Annotated in this window: 23 protein-coding genes; 20 read left to right on the top strand and 3 right to left on the bottom strand. The window is 54.0% G+C overall.

Annotated features, from left to right (window positions below):
* Nucleotides 1–29 precede the first annotated feature (29 nt).
* From ACE5KN_RS17455 to ACE5KN_RS17490, 8 genes are all read left to right on the top strand, one after another.
* Nucleotides 30–1646 carry a gamma-glutamyltransferase family protein gene (locus ACE5KN_RS17455; RefSeq protein ID WP_375526814.1) on the top strand — a complete coding sequence of 539 codons (1617 nt, stop codon included), beginning with the start codon at nt 30–32 and terminating at the stop codon, nt 1644–1646.
* Between the two features lie 354 nt (nt 1647–2000).
* Nucleotides 2001–3032: an LLM class flavin-dependent oxidoreductase gene (locus ACE5KN_RS17460; protein ID WP_375526771.1), complete on the top strand. Its 1032-nt coding sequence runs from the start codon at nt 2001–2003 to the stop codon at nt 3030–3032.
* Between the two features lie 157 nt (nt 3033–3189).
* A complete protein-coding gene (locus ACE5KN_RS17465; RefSeq protein ID WP_375526770.1) occupies nt 3190–3777 on the top strand; it encodes a TetR family transcriptional regulator in 588 nt (195 codons plus the stop codon).
* A gap of 139 nt (nt 3778–3916) precedes the next feature.
* Nucleotides 3917–4024 (top strand): YjcZ family sporulation protein, encoded by a 108-nt coding sequence (locus ACE5KN_RS17470; protein WP_375526769.1) that lies wholly within the window; start codon nt 3917–3919, stop codon nt 4022–4024.
* Between the two features lie 34 nt (nt 4025–4058).
* Nucleotides 4059–4190 (top strand): hypothetical protein, encoded by a 132-nt coding sequence (locus ACE5KN_RS17475; RefSeq protein ID WP_375526768.1) that lies wholly within the window; start codon nt 4059–4061, stop codon nt 4188–4190.
* Nucleotides 4191–4398: 208 nt separating this feature from the next.
* Nucleotides 4399–4830 (top strand): MerR family transcriptional regulator, encoded by a 432-nt coding sequence (locus ACE5KN_RS17480; protein WP_375526767.1) that lies wholly within the window; start codon nt 4399–4401, stop codon nt 4828–4830.
* A gap of 62 nt (nt 4831–4892) precedes the next feature.
* The gene (locus tag ACE5KN_RS17485) at nt 4893–6110 is read left to right on the top strand and encodes an MFS transporter (RefSeq protein ID WP_375526766.1); all 1218 of its coding nucleotides are present in this window, start codon (nt 4893–4895) and stop codon (nt 6108–6110) included.
* A 33-nt stretch (nt 6111–6143) separates the two neighbouring features.
* Nucleotides 6144–7565 (top strand): aldehyde dehydrogenase family protein, encoded by a 1422-nt coding sequence (locus ACE5KN_RS17490; RefSeq protein WP_375526765.1) that lies wholly within the window; start codon nt 6144–6146, stop codon nt 7563–7565.
* Nucleotides 7566–7723: 158 nt separating this feature from the next.
* Here the strand turns inward: ACE5KN_RS17490 and msrC are convergent, their stop codons facing one another.
* A complete protein-coding gene (gene msrC, locus ACE5KN_RS17495) occupies nt 7724–8218 on the bottom strand; it encodes a free L-methionine (R)-S-oxide reductase MsrC (RefSeq protein ID WP_375526764.1) in 495 nt (164 codons plus the stop codon).
* A 262-nt stretch (nt 8219–8480) separates the two neighbouring features.
* Here msrC and ACE5KN_RS17500 point away from each other — a divergent pair, with 262 nt between their 5' ends.
* The 6 genes from ACE5KN_RS17500 (at nt 8481) to ACE5KN_RS17530 (ending at nt 14430) form a co-directional block, all read left to right on the top strand.
* Nucleotides 8481–8786, top strand: coding sequence for a hypothetical protein (locus ACE5KN_RS17500; protein WP_375526763.1), 306 nt, complete (start codon nt 8481–8483; stop codon nt 8784–8786).
* Nucleotides 8787–9202: 416 nt separating this feature from the next.
* Entirely contained in the window at nt 9203–9787 is a 585-nt protein-coding gene (locus tag ACE5KN_RS17505; RefSeq protein WP_375526762.1) for a GNAT family N-acetyltransferase, read from the top strand.
* Nucleotides 9762–10532 carry an energy-coupling factor transporter transmembrane component T family protein gene (locus ACE5KN_RS17510; protein ID WP_375526761.1) on the top strand — a complete coding sequence of 257 codons (771 nt, stop codon included), beginning with the start codon at nt 9762–9764 and terminating at the stop codon, nt 10530–10532. The genes ACE5KN_RS17505 and ACE5KN_RS17510 overlap by 26 nt, the downstream gene beginning before the upstream one ends.
* A 208-nt stretch (nt 10533–10740) precedes the next feature.
* The gene (locus tag ACE5KN_RS17515) at nt 10741–11277 is read left to right on the top strand and encodes an ECF transporter S component (protein ID WP_375526813.1); all 537 of its coding nucleotides are present in this window, start codon (nt 10741–10743) and stop codon (nt 11275–11277) included.
* 64 nt (nt 11278–11341) lie between these two features.
* A complete protein-coding gene (locus tag ACE5KN_RS31170; protein ID WP_511215701.1) occupies nt 11342–12778 on the top strand; it encodes an ABC transporter ATP-binding protein in 1437 nt (478 codons plus the stop codon).
* A gap of 137 nt (nt 12779–12915) precedes the next feature.
* Nucleotides 12916–14430, top strand: coding sequence for a DHA2 family efflux MFS transporter permease subunit (locus ACE5KN_RS17530; RefSeq protein ID WP_375526760.1), 1515 nt, complete (start codon nt 12916–12918; stop codon nt 14428–14430).
* Between the two features lie 158 nt (nt 14431–14588).
* On the opposite strand, the gene ACE5KN_RS17535 is transcribed toward ACE5KN_RS17530, so the two are convergent.
* A complete protein-coding gene (locus tag ACE5KN_RS17535; protein WP_375526759.1) occupies nt 14589–15056 on the bottom strand; it encodes a MarR family winged helix-turn-helix transcriptional regulator in 468 nt (155 codons plus the stop codon).
* 292 nt (nt 15057–15348) lie between these two features.
* Between ACE5KN_RS17535 and ACE5KN_RS17540 the strand changes: the two genes are divergently transcribed.
* Nucleotides 15349–15756: a hypothetical protein gene (locus tag ACE5KN_RS17540; RefSeq protein WP_375526758.1), complete on the top strand. Its 408-nt coding sequence runs from the start codon at nt 15349–15351 to the stop codon at nt 15754–15756.
* A 96-nt stretch (nt 15757–15852) separates the two neighbouring features.
* On the opposite strand, the gene ACE5KN_RS17545 is transcribed toward ACE5KN_RS17540, so the two are convergent.
* The gene (locus ACE5KN_RS17545; RefSeq protein WP_375526757.1) at nt 15853–17106 is read right to left on the bottom strand and encodes a BaiN/RdsA family NAD(P)/FAD-dependent oxidoreductase; all 1254 of its coding nucleotides are present in this window, start codon (nt 17104–17106) and stop codon (nt 15853–15855) included.
* Between the two features lie 186 nt (nt 17107–17292).
* On the opposite strand from ACE5KN_RS17545, the gene ACE5KN_RS17550 reads away from it, so the two are divergent.
* The 5 genes from ACE5KN_RS17550 (at nt 17293) to mutY (ending at nt 22484) form a co-directional block, all read left to right on the top strand.
* Nucleotides 17293–19017 carry an ATP-binding protein gene (locus tag ACE5KN_RS17550; protein WP_375526756.1) on the top strand — a complete coding sequence of 575 codons (1725 nt, stop codon included), beginning with the start codon at nt 17293–17295 and terminating at the stop codon, nt 19015–19017.
* Between the two features lie 191 nt (nt 19018–19208).
* Nucleotides 19209–19643: a BrxA/BrxB family bacilliredoxin gene (locus tag ACE5KN_RS17555; protein WP_375526755.1), complete on the top strand. Its 435-nt coding sequence runs from the start codon at nt 19209–19211 to the stop codon at nt 19641–19643.
* 148 nt (nt 19644–19791) lie between these two features.
* Nucleotides 19792–20601 (top strand): NAD(+) synthase, encoded by an 810-nt coding sequence (nadE, locus tag ACE5KN_RS17560; protein WP_375526754.1) that lies wholly within the window; start codon nt 19792–19794, stop codon nt 20599–20601.
* Nucleotides 20602–20880: 279 nt separating this feature from the next.
* The gene (acpS, locus tag ACE5KN_RS17565) at nt 20881–21279 is read left to right on the top strand and encodes a holo-ACP synthase (protein WP_375526753.1); all 399 of its coding nucleotides are present in this window, start codon (nt 20881–20883) and stop codon (nt 21277–21279) included.
* Between the two features lie 26 nt (nt 21280–21305).
* A complete protein-coding gene (mutY, locus tag ACE5KN_RS17570; RefSeq protein ID WP_375526752.1) occupies nt 21306–22484 on the top strand; it encodes an A/G-specific adenine glycosylase in 1179 nt (392 codons plus the stop codon).
* Nucleotides 22485–22715: the final 231 nt, after the last annotated feature.

Raw genomic sequence — 22715 nt, forward strand, 5'->3', positions numbered from 1 at the left:
AAAAAAATAATTGATTGGAAGTGGATGTTATGACACCGTTCGATCCATTGTCTTATCCTTATCCATCGCAAAGAAATGCCGTTTATGCACGTAACGGAATGGTGGCTACTTCCCAGCCGCTTGCCGCACAGGCGGGACTGGATATTCTGAAAAAGGGCGGTAACGCTATAGACGCTGCCATCGCAACCGCCGCATGCCTTACGGTCGTCGAACCAACCTCGAACGGGATCGGCGGAGACGCCTTCGCCATCGTATGGACGAAGGATGATAAAATGCATGGCTTGAACGCAAGCGGTCCCGCGCCTCAAGGCATTTCCATCGAGGCCGTAAAGGCGGCGGGACATGAGAAAATGCCTGCATACGGCTGGCTGCCGGTAACGGTGCCCGGGGCTCCTTCAGCATGGAAGGCCCTGTCCGACCGCTTCGGCAGACTGCCGTTGACGGAGGTCCTTCAGCCTGCCATCGAGTATGCCGAGAAAGGATTCCCGATTTCACCGACACTGGGCCATTATTGGAGCGTGGCATACCGTCGATTCTCCGAAGCGCTGAAAGGACCGGAGTTTGCGGGCTGGTTCGATACGTTTGCCCCGGAAGGCAGAGCTCCGCGCATCGGAGAGATCTGGAAATCGCCGGTGCATGCGGCCACGCTGCGCAGCATTGTGGAGACGGGCGCCGAATCGTTCTACCGCGGAGAACTGGCGGAGCGGATGGACGCATTTTCCAGAGAGCACGGCGGGTTTCTGCGCAAAGAGGACCTTGCGGCCTTTTATCCCGAATGGGTTGAGCCAATTTCAGTAAACTATAAGGGTTATGATGTATGGGAGATTCCGCCGAACGGGCAGGGACTGGTCGCGCTGCTTGCTCTGAACATTCTGAACGGTTATGATTTCTCCGCCCGCGATACAGTGGATACGCACCATAAACAGATGGAAGCGATGAAGCTGGCCTTCACCGACGGGCTTAAATACATCACACAGCGCGACAAGATGAGTGTAAGTGTGGAGGATTTGCTTTCCTCGGCTTACGCCGAGACACGACGGGCCCTGATCGGCGAAGAAGCGTTGATGCCGGAGCCGGGCGAGCCCGTCCGGAGCGGAACGGTTTATCTGGCAGCCGCAGACGGGGAAGGCAACATGATTTCCTATATCCAGAGCAACTATATGGGCTTCGGGTCGGGCATCGTCATTCCCGGAACGGGCATCGGTCTGCAGAATCGCGGCCATTCCTTTTCGCTTGATCCGACCCACGATAACCGTCTGGAGCCGGGCAAAAAAACGTATCATACGATTATTCCCGGTTTTCTTACGAAGGACGGTAAAGCGTTGGGTCCATTTGGCGTCATGGGCGGATTTATGCAGCCGCAGGGCCATATGCAGGTGGTCATGAATCTGGTGGATTTCGGGCTGAATCCGCAGGCTGCGCTGGATGCGCCGCGCTGGCAGTGGATTGAGGGCAAGACGATCGAGATCGAGCCGTCATTCCCCGAGCATCTAGCCCAAAGCCTGATGCGCAAAGGCCATCAGATCAAGCGTGCAAGCGGTCCCGGCGGCTTTGGACGCGGCCAGATCATTTTGCGCGATCAGGCCAGCGGCGTGCTGGTCGGCGGGACGGAATGGCGCACGGACGGAACAGTTGCTGGATGGTAGAGCATTGATAAATTAAACAGAATGCGCGAATGATACTTGTCTAATAAAGGAGCTTATCCTCAGCTTTTGGCTGAGAACAGGCTCCTCTTGGCGTTTCGTGGAACAGAACGCAAAAAAACTCCAGATACGCATGTACCCGGAGAAGAAAAAAAAGTTATGACACTTATGAGTATACTAGAGTATATCAGATTAGTATATACTATTTTTCATCATTTCCCATGTAAATGTGTGTTATTTTTTATTTTGTTCGGGCATCCTTGTTGCGTTATGAGGTGAAAAGAGGATATGATGGTATAGGAAATTTAATTTTGTAAAATCATTTTGAATCCAAAGGAGATACGGAGGGTTTAAACGATGTCTGAACATAGATCCCCCAAGGGAAATTCACTGCAGAATGTCAAAATATCCGTACTGGATCTGGCGCCAATCGTAGAAGACGGAACAGCAGCGGATGCCTTGCGCAACAGCCTGGATCTGGCACAGCATACCGAACGATGGGGTTATCACCGCTATTGGGTGGCAGAGCACCATAACATGCCTGGAATTGCCAGCTCGGCCACCTCGGTTGTGATCGCTCATATTGCAGGAGGCACATCCACGATCCGGGTCGGCTCCGGAGGCATTATGCTGCCCAACCATGCGCCGCTGGTCATCGCCGAGCAGTTCGGCACGCTGGAGTCGCTCCATCCGGGACGCATCGATTTGGGACTGGGCAGAGCGCCGGGGAGTGACAGAAGGACGACGCTGGCTTTGCGCCGGGAGTTGGACAGCGGGGAGGATTTTCCTGAGCTGCTGGATGAGCTGATGGCTTATTTTGACCCGTCGGCCACCTCATATCATGCCCCGGTCCGGGCGGTTCCCGGTGAAGGGCTGCATATTCCGATCTGGCTGCTTGGCTCCAGCGACTTCAGCGCACAGCTTGCGGGCAGGAAGGGGCTGCCGTTTGCGTTCGCCGGCCATTTCTCGCCCGACTATACCCAGCGCGCGCTGCAGGCTTACCGGAGCAGCTTCCGGCCGTCCGATGTGCTCAAGGAGCCCTATGTGATGGTAGGTGTCAATGCGGTGGCTGCCGATACGGATGAGCAGGCCGAATGGCTGGGCACGACCATGCAGCAGCAGTTTCTGAACATCATCCGGGGCAGAACCGGAAAGGTTCAGCCGCCTGCCGACATGGAAGGACAATGGACCGAGTATGAAAGAGCCGCCGTGGAGAAGCAGCTGAAATCCACCATGAAGGGCGGTCCGCAGAAGGTACGCGAACAGCTGGAGGCTTTTATAGCGGACACCGGCGCGGACGAACTAATTATTAATTCGATGCTTTACGACCATAAGGACCGTTTAAGATCATATGAAATTATCAGCGAGGTTATGAAGGAGCTCCGCTGAGCAGGATGACGGATCCTCGTCGATGCAGCGCATCAGGCGGGGATTTTTTTCAGGCAATAGCGTCATTTGCGCTTCGATCCCCATGCTTGCTGTCTTGAACTCTGCCGCCGATCGCCGTATAATACGTTGAATTTGTTGAAAAAAGGAGAGAGCTCACTTGCATAGAAAAGGCGCGAACGGAAATAAGAGTCGGCAGCGCCTGCTTGATGCGGCAGCTGAAGAATTTGCCCTGTACGGTTTTTACCAGACGAAGATCAGCTCCATTGTAGCCCGTGCCGGCATGACGCAGCCCGCTTTCTACCTGCATTTCGAAAGCAAGGATGCGATTTTCGCCGAGCTTGTGGACGTTTTCCAGTCACAATTGAGCGAATTGGTGGAGAACAGCCGGATTAAGCCCGGTAAAGCGGTGCATGAGGTAAAAAGTGAAGTGCAGGCTGCCCTTGTCAGCTGGTTCCGCTTCTTGTCCGGAAATCCTGCGCTAACGAAGGTTGGCTTTTTTCATTCCAGGGAATCCGTTCATTTCAAGGCCAGGCTGGCCGACATGTTAAAAGAGAAGATGGCGCTGGAGCGGGCGGCTGGTTATTTGCGCACCGATGCGGATCTCGGTTTTGCGGCCGAGGCGCTGATCGGCATCATTGAACGGCTGACCTTGACCAGGCTGCTTCCGGGGAGGGACGATCCTGTTCATTTGGCTGAGCAGACGCGCCTGCTCCTGTTCGACGGGCTGCTGGCAAACGACGGGTAGCCTTACCCTGTCCGGGATGTAGACATGCAATCTGGTCTTTCGTTTAAAAAATAGGCGGCAAGCAGGGCTATTTGCCCCATACGTTTGTCTACCCAAGCGCATATGATGCCTATGTAAACGGAAGAGAGGAGGAATTGACATGTCGGGTGTTTACGGAGGTTTGGGATACGGAGGCTTTACTTCCACTGGCGCAATCCTGGTGCTTTTCATTTTGCTGGTAATCATTACTAGAGCCTTCTTGATCTAATTTGGCAAACAGCTTTGGAAGGGAGGTCGAGCAAATGAGCGCATGCAAAGGCGTAGGTTACGGCGGAGGCTTCGGCGGTGGTTTTGGTGGTGCCTGGACTTCCACAGGTGTAATTCTGGTTCTCTTCATCCTGTTGGTGATCATCTCCCGCACGTTCTTCATCTAAGAATCCCTGTATGATTTTTCATACATTCTATAATTTAGAATTGTAAAAGATAAGCTCTGACGCAGCCGGCGTTGGGGCTTTTTCTCATGGTTGAGCAGCAGAAGACTTCAGGCTGGATTTTTTTTGTTTTAAAGTTTACGTTGACGTTAACGTTATAGAGTTATAGAATTATTTGTATATAAAATGTTACATAAAGGAGGGTGAGAATTTGTTCAAAATTGATGAAGTTGCGAAGGAGTGCGGTTTGACGAAGCGGACCATCCGTTATTATGAAGAAATCGGTCTGCTCCCGTCACCGCAGCGGAGCAGCGGCAATATGCGCCTGTATACGCAGGAGGATATCGACCTGCTTAAGAAAATCGTCAGCGCCAAGGAGGTGCTTGGTTTTTCGCTTCAGGAGCTTCAAAGGTATGTTCAGTCCGCCGAGCTGCTGAAAGATCAGCGGGAAGATTACCGCAGCCGTACCGATCAGCTGGAGCCGGAGGAACGGCGCAGAATGCTTACGGACATGGAACGGACGCTCAATGAACAGCTGGAGCTCATGGAACGGAAAATCGGGAGCATTCGGGTGCTGCAGGAGGAGCTTGAAGAAGTGCGCACCAGAGTGAGAACGAGGCTGGAGCAGCTCGGGAAAGAATAATTCTGGTATGCCACAGCAGGAGTGATTTAACAATGTTCTACAATTTCAGGGAGGAAGTAATTATGAATAATACAAAGGCTGCCGGTGCGGATGAAATACGCGAACGCTCGGGATTGCTCGCACAGCCGAAGGCAGTATGGGCTGTAGCATTTGCTTGCGTGATATCTTTTATGGGACTGGGGCTCGTGGATCCGATTTTGCCGGCCATTGCAGAGCAGCTGCATGCCAGCAAAAGCCAGGTCTCGCTGCTGTTCACCAGCTACAATCTGGTGACCGGGGTCGCGATGCTCATTACAGGATTTGTATCAAGCCGGCTGGGCGTGAAATGGACGCTGTTAACGGGAATTTTGTTTATTGTCGTCTTTTCCGGACTCGGCGGAACGGCTGATACGGTGAACGGTATAGTGGGCTACCGTGCGGGCTGGGGGCTGGGCAACGCCTTGTTCATCGCTACGGCACTGTCGGCCATCGTCGGTTTGTCCACCTCGGGAACGGGCAAAGCCATTATTCTCTATGAGGCCGCGCTGGGTCTTGGCATCTCGGTAGGACCGCTGCTTGGCGGAGTGCTGGGATCCATTTCATGGCGGGGGCCTTTTTTCGGCGTATCGGCATTGATGGTGATCGCTTTTTTATTTATCATGATTATGCTGCCCAAGATTCCGAAGCCGGCGCGGCGCGGCTCGATCGCCGATCCGTTCAAGGCGCTTTCCTATCCGGCGCTGCTGACGCTGGGCATTGTGGCCTTGCTGTATAATTTCGGATTTTTCACATTGATGGCTTATTCGCCTTATGTGATGGATCTGGATGAGAGGGGGCTGGGATACGTATTTTTCGGCTGGGGGATTATGCTGGCAATTACATCGGTGTTTGTAGCCCCAAGATTGCAGTCCCGTATGAGTACGGTATCCTCCATCAGCATCATGCTGACGCTGTTCGCCCTCGATTTGATCGCAATGGCTGTCGGCACCGTGCTGGGCTCGCCTGTTACGGTTATTATCGCGGTGATCATAGCCGGTATTTTCCTCGGCATTAACAATACACTGATTACAACAGCCGTGATGCAGTCAGCACCTGTTGAACGTTCAACAGCATCGGCTGCCTACAGCTTCCTGCGCTTCATGGGGGGAGCCATTTCGCCATGGCTGGCTACAAAGCTGTCCGAGTGGTACACTGCAGAGGCACCGTTTTATTTCGGAGCTTTAATGGTTCTGATCGGCGTAGCGGTATTGCTGATTCGCCGCCATCATGTCAATCAGATCCGAATGGAATCAAGTCACTGATCCGGACTCTGGACAGGGAGGGGAGAACATTCTATGAGAAGACATTTATATATTAACGGCCGGCAGGTAGAGACGAAGGAATACAGAACGCTGCGCTCACCGTACAGCGGCGAGGTCATCGCCGAGGTTGCGGAGGCTGCCGCCGAGGATGTTGATGCGGCTGTTCAGGCTGCGGCCGAAGCGAAATCGGCCATGCGTGCGCTGCCGGCTCACCGCCGTGCCGCCATTCTGGAGAAGCTGGCTGTGCTGCTGGACGAGCGCAAGGACGAAGCTGCGCGTCTGATTGCGCTGGAAGCGGCCAAGCCAATCAAGACGGCTCTGGCCGAAATTGACCGGACGGTACAAACCTATAAGTTCGCGGCCGAGGAAGCGAAACGCATCCATGGCGAGACGGTTCCGATGGATGCCGCTCCTGGCGGGGAAGGCCGCCTGGCTTATACGGTGAAGGAGCCCGTTGGAGTGGTGGGAGCCATTACGCCGTTTAATTTTCCCATGAACCTGGTTGCCCATAAGGTCGGTCCTGCCATTGCGGCAGGTAATACGATCGTGCTCAAGCCGGCGGAGCAGACGCCGTTGTCCGCTTATCTGCTGGCCGAGCTGCTGGAAGAAGCCGGGCTGCCCGCCGGGGCGCTGAACGTGGTGAGCGGAGACGGGAAAGTTGCCGGAGACCGGCTGGTTACGGACCCGCGTGTTAATTTTATCACCTTTACAGGCAGTCCTGCCGTAGGAACGGAGATCCGTGCCAAAGCGGGGCTGAAGCGTGTAACGCTTGAGCTTGGCTCCAACTCGGCTGTCATTATCGACAGCGGCACGGACATGGATGCCATTGTGTCCCGTTGTGTGAGCGGAGCGTTCACCAATCAGGGGCAGGTTTGTATTTCCCTGCAGCGGATTTACGTGCTGGAAGACTGCTATGAGGAGTTCACGGACAAATTTACTAAGGCGGCACAGAAGCTGCGTATCGGCGACCCGCTCGACCCGGACACCGATGTATCCGCCCTGATTTCCGCCAAGGATGTGCAGCGCGTTCAGGAGTGGATCGCTGAGGCGGTCGGCATGGGGGCGGTAGTGGCTCTTGGCGGGGAAACTGACGGCCCTGTCTTGAAGCCAACGGTACTGCTGCAGGTAGATCCGCAGGCCAGTGTCTCCTGCCGCGAGGCATTTGCGCCGCTTGTCGTGATTGAGCGCGTAGCTTCCGTAGATGAAGCCGTGGGCAAAGTCAATGCTTCCATTTACGGGCTGCAGGCCGGAATTTATACGAAGGATATTGCTACCGCTCTGGACGCAGCAGACAAATTGCATGTCGGCGGCGTGATGATCAATGACATTCCAACCTTCCGCGTTGATCATATGCCATACGGCGGCGTCAAGCAAAGCGGCATCGGACGCGAGGGCGTGAAATATGCGGTGGAGGAAATGCTTGAGACCAAGCTGATCGTCATCAACCGGCAGTAAAATTGCAGGAACTATCGCGAGCGGGATTATGTAATAAAAACTGCTCAGTCCGTTTCATATCTGCATAACAGAAAAGTGGCTGCCCATAAGCATTACGATGCTTTTGGGCAGCCACTTTGTTTTAATCCGCAATCCCGGGCTGCTGATTGACAGTTTTCTTATTTCACTGGATTCTGCAGCTGAGCTGTCAGGATTTCCGCAAACTGCTCCAGAAACGCCTGGTCCTCGCTGTCAAATCTGCTTTTGAGCGGGCTGTCGATATCCATTACGCCAATCAGCTCTCCGTCCTTGACGAGAGGAACGACGATTTCGCTGTTGGAGGCTGCGTCACAGGCGATATGGCCTGGAAACTTGTGAACATCTTCCACAACGATGGTACGGCGCTCCGCTGCCGCTGTACCGCATACACCCCGACCCAGCGGAATCCGGATACAAGCCGGAAGGCCCTGAAACGGTCCGAGCACCAGTTCCTTTCCGTCAAACAGATAAAAGCCTGTCCAGTTGACATCCTGCAGAAAGTGCGAAAGCAGCGATGATGCATTAGCCAGGTTGGCTATATTGTTGGGTTCGTCATGGATCAGTCCTTTGAGCTGAGTCAATACCGAGGCGTACTGTTCAGCGCGTGTCCCTTCGGAGGGCATTGCTTGAAACATGATTTTCTCACTCCTGTCTTCCCATGGCTGGACATTCATATTGGCTGGAGGCCTCTTGTTCAATTCCTTGGAGGCTGTGAATTACCGGGGAATGCATGAACTGTCTACCAGCGGTTAATTAATTTAAGATATAATGCTTTGCCCTTTGGCGTCAAGAGGAAAGAAACTGAAAATTCCCGTAAAACAGGATTTGTTTCTGGCCTCCGCCTGAAGGGTAAGTAACTGTAAATAACGGGCCTGAAGCCGGAGAGGAGATACAACCATGCATGCAGAGGTTCAAAATCTCTTTATACGCATCCATATGTTATATTTCGCACAGCAGCAGGATTTGACCGTCAGGGACATCCAGCCTGTTCTGGAGGAACGGGGATATCGTGTGGCCGAGCGTGAAGTCAAGCAGGAGCTTGAGCATTTGACCCAGGAAAATTTCCTGACCGCCCATGAAGACCAATTCAGTATTACCGGCACGGGAATCGAAGAGCTAAAAGAGATTCAGCACGTACTGGGCATCATGTGCAGCGAAGTTGTAGAAGGTGCAGGGAAACAGATGTCAGGGGCATCTTCATAAGAAAAACGTCTATCGACGCACAAGCAAAGAAGCCAGACCGCATGTATCTGAAGTTTTTCTTGCGATATCAGGAAGCAGTTCTATGAAGCTTATGCTTTCCGATATCTAAAGAAAAACGTCTATCGACGCACAAGCAAAGAAGCCAGACCGCATTTAGACCTGATATCCGATATATTCAATAGTTAATGTGTGACACAGGGATTATAGCACGTATGTTCGCTTAATTGGAAGGGGAAAATGTGATCTTTCTCCCAATTAGGATAAAAGCACATCCTACAAGTGCGAGTCGAGCTTTAACTGCACGCACCAAGGATGTGCTTTTGCATTTTTCGGAGGGCGGTTGTATTTGCATACGTCCTGTGCTTCAATGTTAGAAAGCAGGCAGCGGTGCACCGGAAGTGGGAGGAAGAAAGAACATGTATGAGTGCAAGGGGAATATTCCCGTATTGGAAAGCAGCCGCATTCGGCTGCGCAAAATGGAAGCGCAGGATGCGCGCCGGGTATTCACATTCTGGTCGGACAGTGAGGTAACCCGATATATGAATATAGAATCCATGTCCTCGCCGGAGGATGCGGAGGATATGATTGAACTGCTCAATCGCCTGTCCTGTTCGGAGGATGCAATCCGCTGGGGCATTGAACTGAAGGAGAACGGCGAATTGATCGGAAGCTGCGGTTTTAATCACTGGCAGCTGCAAGGGGCCTTCAAGGGGGAAATCGGCTATGAGCTGTCCCGTTTGCACTGGAGGAAGGGCTATATGTCCGAAGCTCTGGGTTTGCTGCATGCCTTCGGGTTTGAGACAATGAGGCTGAATCGGCTGGAGGCCATGATTGATCCGCGCAACGAGCCTTCACAGCGGCTGCTGGAATCCTTCGGCTGGAGCAGGGAAGGGCTGCTTCGTCAGGTTCAGTACACATCGACTGGCTACAAGGATATGCTTATGTATTCACTGTTATACGAGGAGTGGAAAAGAAATGGTACCCATGCAAATTGCCGGTAAAGCAAGACTCGTCTCCCCACTGCATGCAGCAGGTCCGCTCAGTAAGCTCGTCATGCTGTTCTGCGTCAGCCTGCTCGGCATGATCTGGAATACGGTGCTGCTGCAGGGGGCGCTGCTCGCGGCACTGATTCTGGCGGCCAGACTGCTGGCGGGCATTTCCTTCTCAAGGCAGCTCAAGGCGATGTCCTTTCTCGTATGGATGGGCATTCCCTATTTCATACTTACCCTGCTGGCTGTCCGCACCGGCAGCGTGTGGCGGGAATGGGGACCGCTGGTCATCACAAATGAAGGCTGGAATACGGCTGGGGCGTTGACTCTGCGCATGTTCGTGCTGTTGCTGGCTTCATTCATCTATATCGCTACCACGGCTCCGCGCGATTTCGTGCAGGCCGTTCATCAGAAGCTGAAGATCCCGTACAGATTCGCCTTCGGTTTGTCCATCGCATTGACTTTCCTTCCTTTGTTGGAGGAGGAAGGCAAGGTGATCGCAGCGGCGCGGCGTGTGCGTGGAAGCAGGCCGCCCCGCGGTTTGGCGGACAAGGTCCGCTGGTGGGGGGGCTATGCTTTGGCCGTCCTGGTTAACGCGATCCGACGCGTGCAGCAGACGGCATCGGCTATGGAAGGACGGGGGTTCGGCGCTTATCCAGACAGGACTTATTTGCGGCCGGTCGAGGCTTCTTCTGCCGGGCCATGGTGGGCTTCCCTGCTAGTGGTCGTCGTGTTTCTGCTGATATGGACCATTTGACTTAGCCCCGGTCAGTCCCGTCCTCAAGCCGACGAGGAATAGGGGTTACTGCGCCCTGATTGTCAACCTTACACAAATAAAATCGGTTGACAATAGAACATGCCTGTCATAACATGTGAAAGAGAGTGATTCAGAAATGGGAGAATAAGGAGTGCCGATTGTGAAAAAATTTCGTTTTTCCGCATTTACCACCTTTGACATTGTCCTGATGGCCATGCTTGCCACCGCGAACGGAGCGATGACCTTTTATCTGTCCGTGGTCAACAAGACCCTGAACAGCCTTGGCGGGCCGATCGCCACCTCGACCATTGTCGGTCTGTATATGGTCTATGGTCTGCTGGCCTACTATATTATCCGCAAACCCGGCACGGCCGTGATCACGTATGCGTTCGGCGCGCTGGTACAGTCGTTCATGGGCACGGCTTACGGCTTTATGTCGGCGATTGCGGCAGCGCTCTGCTATATGATTGCAGCCGAGCTGGTCTTTGCCCTGCTGCGCCACAAAGCCTGGAATATGGGAGCGCTTATGCTCGCCGGCGGGGCGATGGTTCCGCTGTGGTTCATCGTGGCTGCTTATATGTTTGGTTATACGAGCTGGGGATGGCCGGTACTTCTAATTGCTCTTGTCGTTCGTGTGGCCAGTGGAGTGCTGCTGTGCGGAATGCTGACCAAATGGCTTGGAGACGCCCTCGGCCGTACTGGTCTTCTGCGCCGGTATGCCTGGAGCCGTGACGAGCGTGCTTGAGGCGAGAAAGATAGATAGGAACGGGGAGCCTGCCGGCGGTGAAGGCAGGCTCCCCGTCATTGTCATGGAACAGTTGAGTTACCGTTACAATGGGGAGAAGGCACCTGCCTTGAGCGAAGTGACGCTATCGATCACTGGCGGTGAGCATACCGCCATCGTCGGGGCCAGCGGCAGCGGGAAGTCGACCCTCTGCCAGCTTCTTAACGGCACGCTGTCCCGGGCCGGCCTGGGGGAACGGACAGGAAGCCTGTCCGTGTTCGGGCAGGACCCGGCGGAGGCGGATATCGCCGCCATCGCCTCCACCACGGGCGTCGTGCTGCAGGACCCCGATGCGCAGCTCATCCGCGAGACGGTGGAGGATGAGGTGGCCTTTGGTCCGGAGAACCTGTGTGTGTCTCCGGACGAGATCGGGCGCCGCCTTGCGGATGCGCTGGAGACGGTCGGCCTCGCTGCCGAGCGCGACTCCCGGGTGCGCCGCCTCTCAGGCGGGCAGCGCCAGCGCACCGGCATCGCGGCGGTGCTCGCGCTGCAGCCGCAGCTTGTCGTCTTCGACGACGCTGCGGCGAACCTGGACCCGCCGGCCCGGCACGATTTCATGCGCCTCTGCCGGCGGCTCCAGGGCGCGGGCCGGACGGTCGTCACCGCGTCCGGCCGCATGGACGAGACGGCGCTGGCTGCCCAGCGCGTCATCGTCTTGGCGGGCGGGGCCGTGCTGCTCGACGGCCCGCCTGAGGCGCTGCTGCGCTCTCATGGGGCGCAGCTGGCCGCCCTCGGGCTGCTGCCCCCCGCGCAAGGGGGCAGCGCCAAAGCGCCGGCAGCGCGGCGGGCCTCGCAAGCTCCCCTGCTGGAGGTGAAGGAGCTGTCCTTCACCTATCCGGGGAGCAGCCGGCCGGCGCTGGCCGGCACAAGCCTTGCGCTTGCCGCGGGTGAGCGCGTCGTTCTGCTGGGCGAGAACGGGGCGGGCAAAACGACGCTCGGCAAGCTGCTGATGGGCCTGCTGCCCGTGCCGCGCAGGCGCATGTTCTGGCAGGGAGCCGACATGGCGAAGCTCCCTGCCTGGAAGCTGGCCGCGGAGATCGGTTATGTGTTCCAGCAGCCTGAACACCAGTTTGCCGCCGCGACCGTATGGGAAGAATGCCTCTACAGTGTCCGGGCATTCCTGGGCCTGCGCAGCCATGATGAGGTACCCGCCGAATACGAACGGCGGGCACATGAGCTGCTGCGCCGGATCAGCCTGCAGGACAAGCTGCAGGCCTCGCCTTATCTGCTAAGCGGCGGCGAGAAAAGGCTGCTCAGCACGGCAGCCCAATTTGTGCTCCCGCGCAAGCTGTACATTCTGGACGAGCCGACAGCCGGAACGGATTATAAAGGGACGGCGGCTTTCCTGGAGCTGTGCCGGGAACAGGCGGAGGCTGGCGCTGCCCTGCTTGTGATTACGCATGATTCCGAGCTGGCCGGTACGCTTCCCGACCGTACGCTCCGGTTGACAAAACCGCGCTGAGCCTCCAAAATATAACATGACTAGAACAGGCGGGCCTTCAGGTCCGCCTGTTCTTTGCCTGCCGGATAAGAAAACTCTGGTTTCGGAATATAAAATATAGAGAGGATTTGAGGCACATCGTGGATACACGGCAACCAATGAAACGCGGCCTAGTTTTGGTCGGGGTCCTGCTCGCCACCTTTCTGGCAGCCATCGAAGGCACGGTCATCGGCCCAGCCGGGCCGACGATTGTGAGTGAACTGGGCAGCGTATCTCTGCTGAGCTGGATCTTTACTTCGTATTTGCTGACGATGGCGGTTACAACGCCGATCTTCGGCAAGCTCACCGACTTGTATGGCCGCAAGCCTGTTTTTCTGATCGGCTGCTCCCTGTTCGTCATCGGCTCGCTGCTGTGCGGATTGGCCGGGAATATGAATCAATTGATCGTATACAGGGCCATTCAAGGAATCGGTGCAGGAGCGGTCATTCCGGTCACCTTTACGATTATCGGAGACATTTATACCATTGAAGAACGCGGCAGGGTGCAGGGGATGATCAGCTCCGTCTGGGGAATTTCCTCCCTGCTGGGGCCTCTGCTGGGCGGATACGTTTCCTCCTACTTTGGCTGGGAATGGATTTTTGTCTTCAATGTGCCTTTTGGTATATTGTCCATGTTCTTTATCGCCCGTTACCTGCATGAGCAGGTTGCCAAACGGACAGCCAGGATTGACATTGCAGGGGCCGTTACCTTCACCATCGGCATGGCCGCCCTTTTGCTCGTCCTTACACTGGGCGGACAATACATGAGCTGGTCCTCTGGGGGGCTTCTCGGTCTTGCTTCCGGTGCAGTCATATTTCTGGTGCTGTTTCTGGTCATTGAACAGCGGGTGCAGGAGCCAATGGTCCCGCTTAAGCTGTTCGGCATCCGCGATATTGCGGTATCCTGCGCAGCCTCCCTGCTGGTCAGCTCGCTGCTGATCGGCCTGACGAGCTATCTGCCGCTCTGGGTTCAGGGAGTCCTTGGCGGGGATGCGGCTTCATCCGGGCTTGCGCTATCTCCCATGGCGGTTGGCTGGCTGCTTGGTTCGGTGTGGGGAGGGCGAATGATTGTGCGGCTCGGCTCGCGCTTTACCTCTGTCCTCGGCCTGAGCTTTATTACGGTGGCTGCGGTGGTGATGCTGCTGATCAGCGAGCTGTCGCCTCTATGGCTGATGCTCGCCGGAACCTTTATGTACGGACTGGGCTTCGGCTTTTCCATGACCGCGTTTACGATTATTGCGCAGTCTTCAGTCGGCTTCAGGCAGCGCGGAGCTTCAACTGCGCTCAATACATTTTTGCGTACACTGGGTCAGACCGTCGGCGTGGCGGCCTTTGGATCCTGGCTGAATTACAGGATAACAGAGCAGTCTGCTGCTAATCATCTGCTGGAACAGGGAGTGACACAGGAGGAAATCAACGGCCTGTTAGCTGCACATTCCGGGCGACAGATAAGCGCGGATACAGCGCAGCTGCTCAGACAGGTGCTGGAAGGCGGTCTGCATTCCTTGTTCGTGATTATGACAGTAATTGCGGTGATCAGCTGGATCGTGGTGTGGGGGCTGCGCAATCAGCCGCCTGCGCCTGAAGGAGAGAAGGCCGCTTCGGCCGGACATGGTGGACAAGCAAGAGCCTAGCTCGGTAAAAGCTGTGAAATAAAATAATTGCAAAGCAAATTTAGTTAAAGAGGCCATTTACGGGTTTATTGCCGGAAATGGTCTCTTCGGCGTGCATTTGAAATCTGGAGTTGGCGTACAAATTTCGTTTCCTCCGTTTCATAGGGAGCAAAAATACGTTATTTATGTGTAGAGGACGATAAGCCTTCCGCGCTCCGGCCCAGCTTTTTCAGCAGCATGATCAACTGATCCATTTCTTCACTGCTTATTCCGCTGTAGGCTCTGTCGATCTGCTGCGTATAGGAAGGATAAATGGAATCCATGACTTTGCGCCCCTCCGTAGTCAGCTCTGCATGGATGATGCGCCGGTCCTGCGGGCAGGGATGACGAAACAAATAGCCTTTGCTTTCCAGCTTGTCGATGACATAGGTAACATTTCCGCTTTGCAGCAGCAATTTGGCTCCGATCTGCTGAATCGGCTGCGGCCCTCTGTGGTACAGCACCTCCATGACAGCGAAGGCTGTGGGATTGAAGCCTGCAGCTTTGATGCCTGCGACAGAATGATCGCTTATACTTTTGAACGCTTTGGAGAGAACGCTGTGAAGATGCATAGATTTTTTGGTAAGAAGCGAGGTTGAATCCAGCATATTCATACCGCCTTTATGTTATGGATTTGGGGTTGAAGGCCCGTGCGTCGAACGGGCGGCTATTCCCATGGGAACAGTTTACAGTACATGGGTCTTGTGTTATATGACGTTTGTCACAGTAATTGCATTTTTAATTACTTAATTTTTATAAAAACGCTCGGATGTATTCACGTATGCGCACAAGGCTGGGGTGAATCAGGCCTTAAGTTCTGTTCTTAAAACCGGAAGGAATTGGGCATATTAACTATTAAGCAGCTCTACATGAGCTAATAGACAAGGAGGTACATAGATTATGAATATGGGAAATGCGCCACTAAAGTTTGAATTCAGCGAAGCCTTTGCAGCCGATTCGGCCTGCAGCACACTGCAGGAAATCGGTTATGATGCGGTGCGTTCCGGAGACGGGGACCTGTATGTCCGGATTGAAAACCAGGATGTGGAATCAGCGCTGGAGATTTGCCAGGTGCATGGGGGCCGCCTTAACATGAGCGACGGCAGATATCAGCAGGGAAGCGGGCTGAGCGACTATGGATTGGACGAAGTAGTCATACCGGCCCATATTATAAATGAGGACTGGAATGAGAGCTATCTGACGGGGGCAAGCAATGATTTTAATGCCGGGGATGCCCTGCATAATGTGTCGGAAGACGCCCCGGCCGCAGCGGATATGGACGGGTTCCCGGGCAGTGTCAAGGCATAGAGCAACGAAATTTCAATATGCCGGCTAACCCGCCCTATGGGTGCGCAGGAGGGGTGAGGAAGAAGGTGCTTTCACATGAAAGCACCTTCCTTGGAGTTACAGCGCTGCGTTCCGGCCGGCGTTATAGCCGGTGGTGAAGGCGGCGGTGATGTTATATCCCCCGGTATAGCCGTGAATATCCATAATTTCGCCGCAGAAGTACAATCCGGGCATCAGCTTGGATTCCATCGTTCTGGGGTCGATTTCCTTCAGGTTAACCCCGCCTCCAGTAACAAAGGCTTCTTTGATGGAGAGAGTGCCGCTGATGGAGACAGGGAACGCTTTGATCAGTCTGGCCAGCTCTCTCCATTGCTGCTTCGGAATATGATCAAAGGTCAGATCCTCCCGCAGGCCGGACTTATCAAGCAGAAGCGGAATCAGCCTTTCCGGCAGATAGCCCTTAAGCGTATTTTTGACCGCCTTTCGGGGATCTTCCTCTGCAAGCCTCCACGTCTCGGTGTATATTTCATCTTCATGCTTATGGGGAAACAGGTCCAGTGTAAGAGGAACCTTTCCGGTTCCGTGTTTCTTCAGCTCTTTCACAACAAATTGGCTGCAGCGCAGGGCCGCAGGACCAGAAATTCCGAAATGGGTGAAGATCATGTCCCCCTCATGGGTTATGACTTTTTTGTGCTTCGGATTCCAGACGGTAAGACCGACGCCGCGCAGAGAGAGGCCCTGCAGGCTTTTATCCTGTATAAAAGGTTCATTGGATACCAGAGGAACCTCGGTAGGGTAGAGTTCTGTGATTGTATGCCCGGCTTTTTCCGCCCATGCGTAGCCGTCTCCTTCGGAGCCGGTATGAGGCACTGATTTGCCGCCGACGGCAATAATCACCTTGCGGCTGCGGATTATGCTTCCGGACCGAAGTTTGACTCCACATGCATGCCCTTCATCATACAGCACCTCTGCCACCGGGGAATTCAGATTGATTTCCACGCCCTCAGAACGTACTTTTTTGACAAGAGCGTCCACGACGGTTTTCGCCTTGTCCGTAACGGGAAACATGCGCCCATTATCCTCTTCCTTCAGCCGGATACCGAGATTTTCGAAATAGGCAGCGATGTCTTTGTTGCTGAAGGCGGTCAAAGCGCTGTACAGAAAACGCCCGTTGCCTGGAATATGCCGGATCAGATCGTCCAACTCCTTGGCGTTGGTAACGTTGCAGCGGCCGCCGCCGGAAATACCAAGCTTTCGCCCGAGCTTGGCTCCTTTTTCAATCAAAAGCACTTTTGCGCCCGCTTCACCGGCAGCCGATGCTGCCATCAGTCCTGCGGAACCGCCTCCAATCACGATAATGTCATATTTCATTTATTTTCTTCCTTTATTTATAGTTTCATGTTCCGGTATTTATAGTTTCATGTTCCTGTAATCGTCCTCGACAACTTTTGGCGTCCGGGGTCATATTCCGGGAACTAACACATATATTGTAATATATTGTTGCCTATGTTTTAATCGAACTATCAGGCGACAGATGAGAAAAGGGGGAGAGCCATTTTGACCGAGATTAGGGAACAAGTGCTGCAGCTGCTTTTGGCCGGAATGATGGCGGGCCTCTTTTCACTGCTCGCGGACAGGGTTGACGACTTGACCAAAGGGCTGCTTGCTTCTGAAGAGCGGAGACATGAGTGGGTTTTGATAGGCTCCTGCATTCCTGTTATACTCCTTTGTTTGCTGTTCCAATCAGCCCGGGCCCCGCTAATTCCGCATTCAGGCTTCATACCGCTGACGGCAGCCTTATTGTATGCCAAGGTTTCCACCGCTTTTATGCTTGCTTTGCTTACTGCAATCGGGAGTATCCTGTTTGCGCCCGATTCGGATTGGATGGCGCTGCTGATTGATTCGGGCATTTTGCTTGCTCCGGCTGCCGTGGTGCTATCTTCACGTTATAAACGCGGGAAGCAGCCCTTCAAGCTTACAGTCATATCGGTTTTGGTCCTGGCCCAATTTGCACTTCATTACATAACTGTGCTGATGGCGGGAGGTACGCCTGACAGCTTCGCGCTATCGGAAGTGCCGTTATATCTGGGTTTGGCCTTGCTCTCCGTGCTGACTGCATGCATGATATCTCTTATGATCGAAAGGGTGTTGAACAACAGGAAAATGCGTTCAGACCTGAAGCAGGCCACTGCCCGCCTTCAGCTGGAATCCGGCAAACTCAAGGCGTATCTGGAATATATGCCGCTGGCGGCAGCCATCCTGGACAGGCAGGGCAGCATTATACATATTAACACAACCATGCTGGAATATTATAGGCTTAGGATACCCGATCTTTACAAAGAAAATATCGTTGGTATGCATTTTTCAATGTTTGTCGAGTCTGACCGCCTTCAGGAGATGGCTTCAAGCTTTGATAAAGCCTTGCAAGGCGAGCGGGATACGAGACTTTTCAAATCAGGGCCTTATGTCTATACGTCCAGTATTTCACCTATTTATGAGCTTAATGGCGAGATTTCGGAGGCTCTGTACGTAGTGCAGGATATGACGGAGCTGGAAATGCTGCGGAGCGAGATGGGGAATGTGGAGCGCTTGAGCCTTGTTGGACAAATGGCGGCGGGAATTACGCATGAAATACGTAATCCGATGGCGGTTGTTCGCGGTTTTCTTCAGCTGATGCGGGAGAAATCCCCGGTATCGCTTGATCATTATTACCGGATTGTTATGGAAGAGCTGGACCGGGCCAACGGCATTATTAACGACTTCCTCTCGCTCGCCCAGAACCGGATTGTCGAGAAGGAAGAGAGCCATTTGCACAGCCTTGTAGAGGAGCTTGAGCCTTTGCTGTGGGCCGACGCCAATTTGCGCGGACAAAGCATCGAGCTGAAGCTGGATGACCGCGTCCCCAATCTGTATCTGAATCCAAAAGAGATCAAGCAGCTGATCCTGAACCTGGCCCGTAACGGAATGGAGGCTATGAGCGAGAAAGGCGTACTGACCATTCTTACCCGGGCCGATGGGGAGTATGTCGAGCTGGAGGTGAGAGATACGGGGCAGGGCATTCCTGCAGAGCGAATCGGGAAGCTGTTCGAGCCATTCTTCACCACCAAGGCGAAGGGCACGGGACTCGGGCTTTCGCTGTGCAAGAGAATCGTTGAGCGTCACCATGGCATGATCTCGGTCCATTCGGTCGAAGGTGAAGGCACCTCCTTCATCATAAAGCTGAGCAGGCTAGCGGACTATCCCGCAGCCCTGCCAGATATGAAGAACTCGAAAGAGGCGTAGCCTCTCCGTAACCTGCATTCATTGATGATGACAGCTTTGCTTTCGCGCTTGATGATTGTATAATATTAAATATCGTTCAGTTCACATAAGGTAATAATGCAGACTGAATTCTATATGTTCGTGTTCAAAAGATGACTTTTTGAACAACCTCTATTCAAGTTAAGAATGATCCATAAAGGAGTGAACAGGTAATGTCAATGTCTTTTGACCAATATATGAGGGATATGGTTCAACCGATGAGAGACGAGCTTACATCCATCGGTATCCGGGAGCTTCGTACGCCGGAAGAGGTTGAAGCCAATTTGCCGGAGGCTAAGGGAACAGCGCTTGTGGTTATCAATTCCGTATGCGGCTGTGCGGCCGGTCAAGCCCGTCCAGGTGTTGCTAAATCGCTGCAGCATGATATAACCCCTGATCATTTGTTTACCGTTTTTGCCGGACAGGACAAGGAAGCCACTGCCAAGGCGCGTGAATACTTTGCTCCGTATCCGCCGTCTTCCCCTTCCATTGCTTTGATGAAGGATGGAGAGCTGGTTCATTTTATTGAACGCCATCAGGTGGAGAACCGTTCCGCCGAGGAGATTGCGGAGGATTTAATCAGCGCATTTGACCGCTTCTGCCGTTAATACAGGATAGCGCCCCGCATCTTTCGGTTTCCGCGAAGTGCCGGGGCGTTTCGTTTGTCCTCATTTTTTTGCGGCCCGGGATGTTCTAACAGCAATATATAGTTTAAAAGTATTTGTGACAAACTCCAGTAGAAGAGGTGTATATCTGATGACATTGCAGGAGCAGATCATTGCCGAATTGAATGTCAAACCCGCTATTGATGCAGAGGTTGAGGTCCGTAAGCGCGTGGATTTTCTGAAGGAATATGTGGTGAAAGCCAAGGCGAAAGGGCTGCTGATCGCTATCAGCGGCGGAATTGACAGCGCGGTGGCCGCAGGACTTTGCAAACGCGCGACGGACGAGCTTACGCAGGAGCATGGAGAGGAATACATGACCCTGGGGGTGTTCCAGCCTTATGGAACCCAGCCGGATATTGAGCACAGCTATGCGGTGGCCAAGGCTTTTGAGTTAAAGTATACGGCGGAGACCAACATTCAAACTCCGGTAGACGACATTGCGGCCGAGGTGGACAAGAGCTTCGCAGCCATGAATATTTCCCGCACGATGACGCCGCAGGGCAAGGGCAATGTGAAGGCGAGAACCCGTATGGTTGTCCAGTACGCAATGGCCAATGAGCTGAATCTGCTGGTGGTCGGAACCGACCACGCTTCGGAGGCGATTACGGGCTTTTACACCAAGTGGGGTGACGGAGCCGTGGACATTACGCCGCTGTCCAGTCTCAATAAGCGACAGGTACGCCAGCTTGCCAGCTATCTCGGGGTACCGCAGGAGATTCTGGATAAAGCTCCAACCGCGGGATTATGGGAAGGACAGACAGATGAGAAGGAACTGGGAATCTCCTATGAGGACAACAGTGACTATCTCGAAGGCAAGGAAATCGATCCTGCTGTCCGCGAGCGGCTGGAAAGCTTCTACAAAAAGACGGCCCACAAACGGAATGCGATTCCGGGCATCTGATATATGGTCATGAACGAGCAGCGGCGGAGGCCGCTGCTTTTTTTGCTGTCAGCTTTCTCTCAGCGCTCGCAATGGTCCAGGTCACCTGTTACAATAAGTTTTATGCCATGGGCGTGAAAGCCTGGTTTAAGATTTCAGAAAGTATAAACTTCTTGGTATAAGATTCCTGAAATCGCAAGAAAAACTACTGCTAAACGCGGTCTGGCTTCTTTGAATGTACGCCGATAGACGTTTTTCTTATGGAGGTCAGAAGTCGCTGAGTGAGGAAGGTGAAGTGCTGTGATCTATGGAATCGGACATGATGTGGTGGAAATAAAAAGGATTAACCGGATTATAGAGGGAAGCCACCGGGAAGCGTTTTTGCAGCGTATCCTCACTTCGGACGAGCAGGCCTTTGCACAAGAGCGTGCAGGCAGGCTGAGCGAATTTCTCGCCGGACGGTTTGCCGCGAAGGAAGCCGTATCCAAGGCCTTCGGCTGCGGCATAGGAAAGCTGATCGGCTTTCAGGATATGACCATTCTGCCGCAGCCGGGCGGACGCCCTGCCGTACAGCTTACGGAGGCGGCATGGGAAAGGCTCGCGCTGCCGGACAACGGAGTGTATAACATTCATTTAAGCATTACTCATCAGACAGAGCTTGCCTCCGCCTTTACTGTGGTGGAACGCTTGTCGAAATAAATAGCTGTACAGGAGAATTCAGCGCAATGAATAATTTGGAGCAAAGACGCTTTTTTAGCAGAGAACTGCTGGCATGGTATATGCGGAACCGGCGCGATCTGCCATGGCGCAGACACAGGGACCCCTATTTTATCTGGGTGTCGGAGATTATGCTGCAGCAAACAAGAGTGGATACGGTTATTCCATATTTCAACCGTTTTATAGATCGCTTCCCCACACTGCAGGCTTTGGCGGAAGCTCCCGAGGAGGATGTGCTGAAGCACTGGGAAGGCCTGGGCTATTATTCAAGAGCACGTAATTTACAGCAGGCGGCCAAACAGGTAGTGGAGCTGCATGGCGGCCGTATTCCGGATGACCGCGGCGCTGTCGCAGCCTTGAAGGGAGTCGGGCCTTATACAACCGGCGCGATTATGAGCATCGCATTTAACCGCCCGGAGCCGGCTGTGGACGGGAATGTGATGCGGGTGCTCTCCAGATATTTTCTGATCGAAGAGGACATTATGAAGGGGAGCACGCGTGCTGGTATGGAGGAGCTGGTGCGGGATCTGATTCCCGAGGGCAGAGCATCGGACTTCAACCAGGCGCTGATGGAGCTCGGTGCGCTCGTATGCACACCGAAATCACCGCATTGTCTGACCTGCCCGGTCATGGAGCATTGCGCAGGCAGGCTGGCCGGCAGGGAAGAGACGCTGCCGGTCAAAACCAAGGCCAAGAAGCCCCGTCTGGAGCAGCGTTCCGTCGCTCTGATTGAAGGGCAGGGCGCCCATGCGGGACGGGTACTGGTTCGCCAGCGTCCGGCCACGGGCTTGCTTGCGCGGATGTGGGAGCTGCCGCACGTAACATCGTCCCCGCCCGGAATGGAAGGTCCTGTGCCCGATGGGCCTGCGATGGACCGGCTGGCCGGGGCGCTGCTGGATGAGGGCATATCGGTCTCCCCGGTCGGCTTCCTGCGCGAAGCAGAGCATACGTTCAGTCATATCCATTGGAATCTGCGGGTATTCCGCTGTCTGGAAGGGGGGCCTGACGCCGTGTTGAAGCAGGGCCTGGCGGCAGAATCCCAGGCCGACTACAGAGCGGAGGCTGCATCCGCGCAAGAGGCATCAGGAGAAGCAGCTGTGCGCTGGATTAATCGCAGCGATATGGAGACTCTGGCCTTTCCGAAGGTGTTTCTTGATATTCTGCGGGGTTATTTTGACAGTAAATAGGGTGTCTGAAAACTTATACATTTTTAATCTGAAAATCGGTGCTTGACCCATGGGTTTGTCTTGAATGATCTATCCGGTACATTTCTTTGCTAACGGACGCTGTATCGGTTATTCGGCCGAGAAGGGCATGGCTTCTTTTCTAACGGGTGTGTGCACGCTTATTTATGGGAAAAAGCTTGTTTACGCGGGGAAAACGGGAAATAAGCTCATTGGTAACCGTTACATCTTGTA

This window comes from Paenibacillus terreus, from assembly GCF_042138595.1.
In the GTDB taxonomy this organism is placed as follows: domain Bacteria; phylum Bacillota; class Bacilli; order Paenibacillales; family Paenibacillaceae; genus Paenibacillus; species Paenibacillus terreus.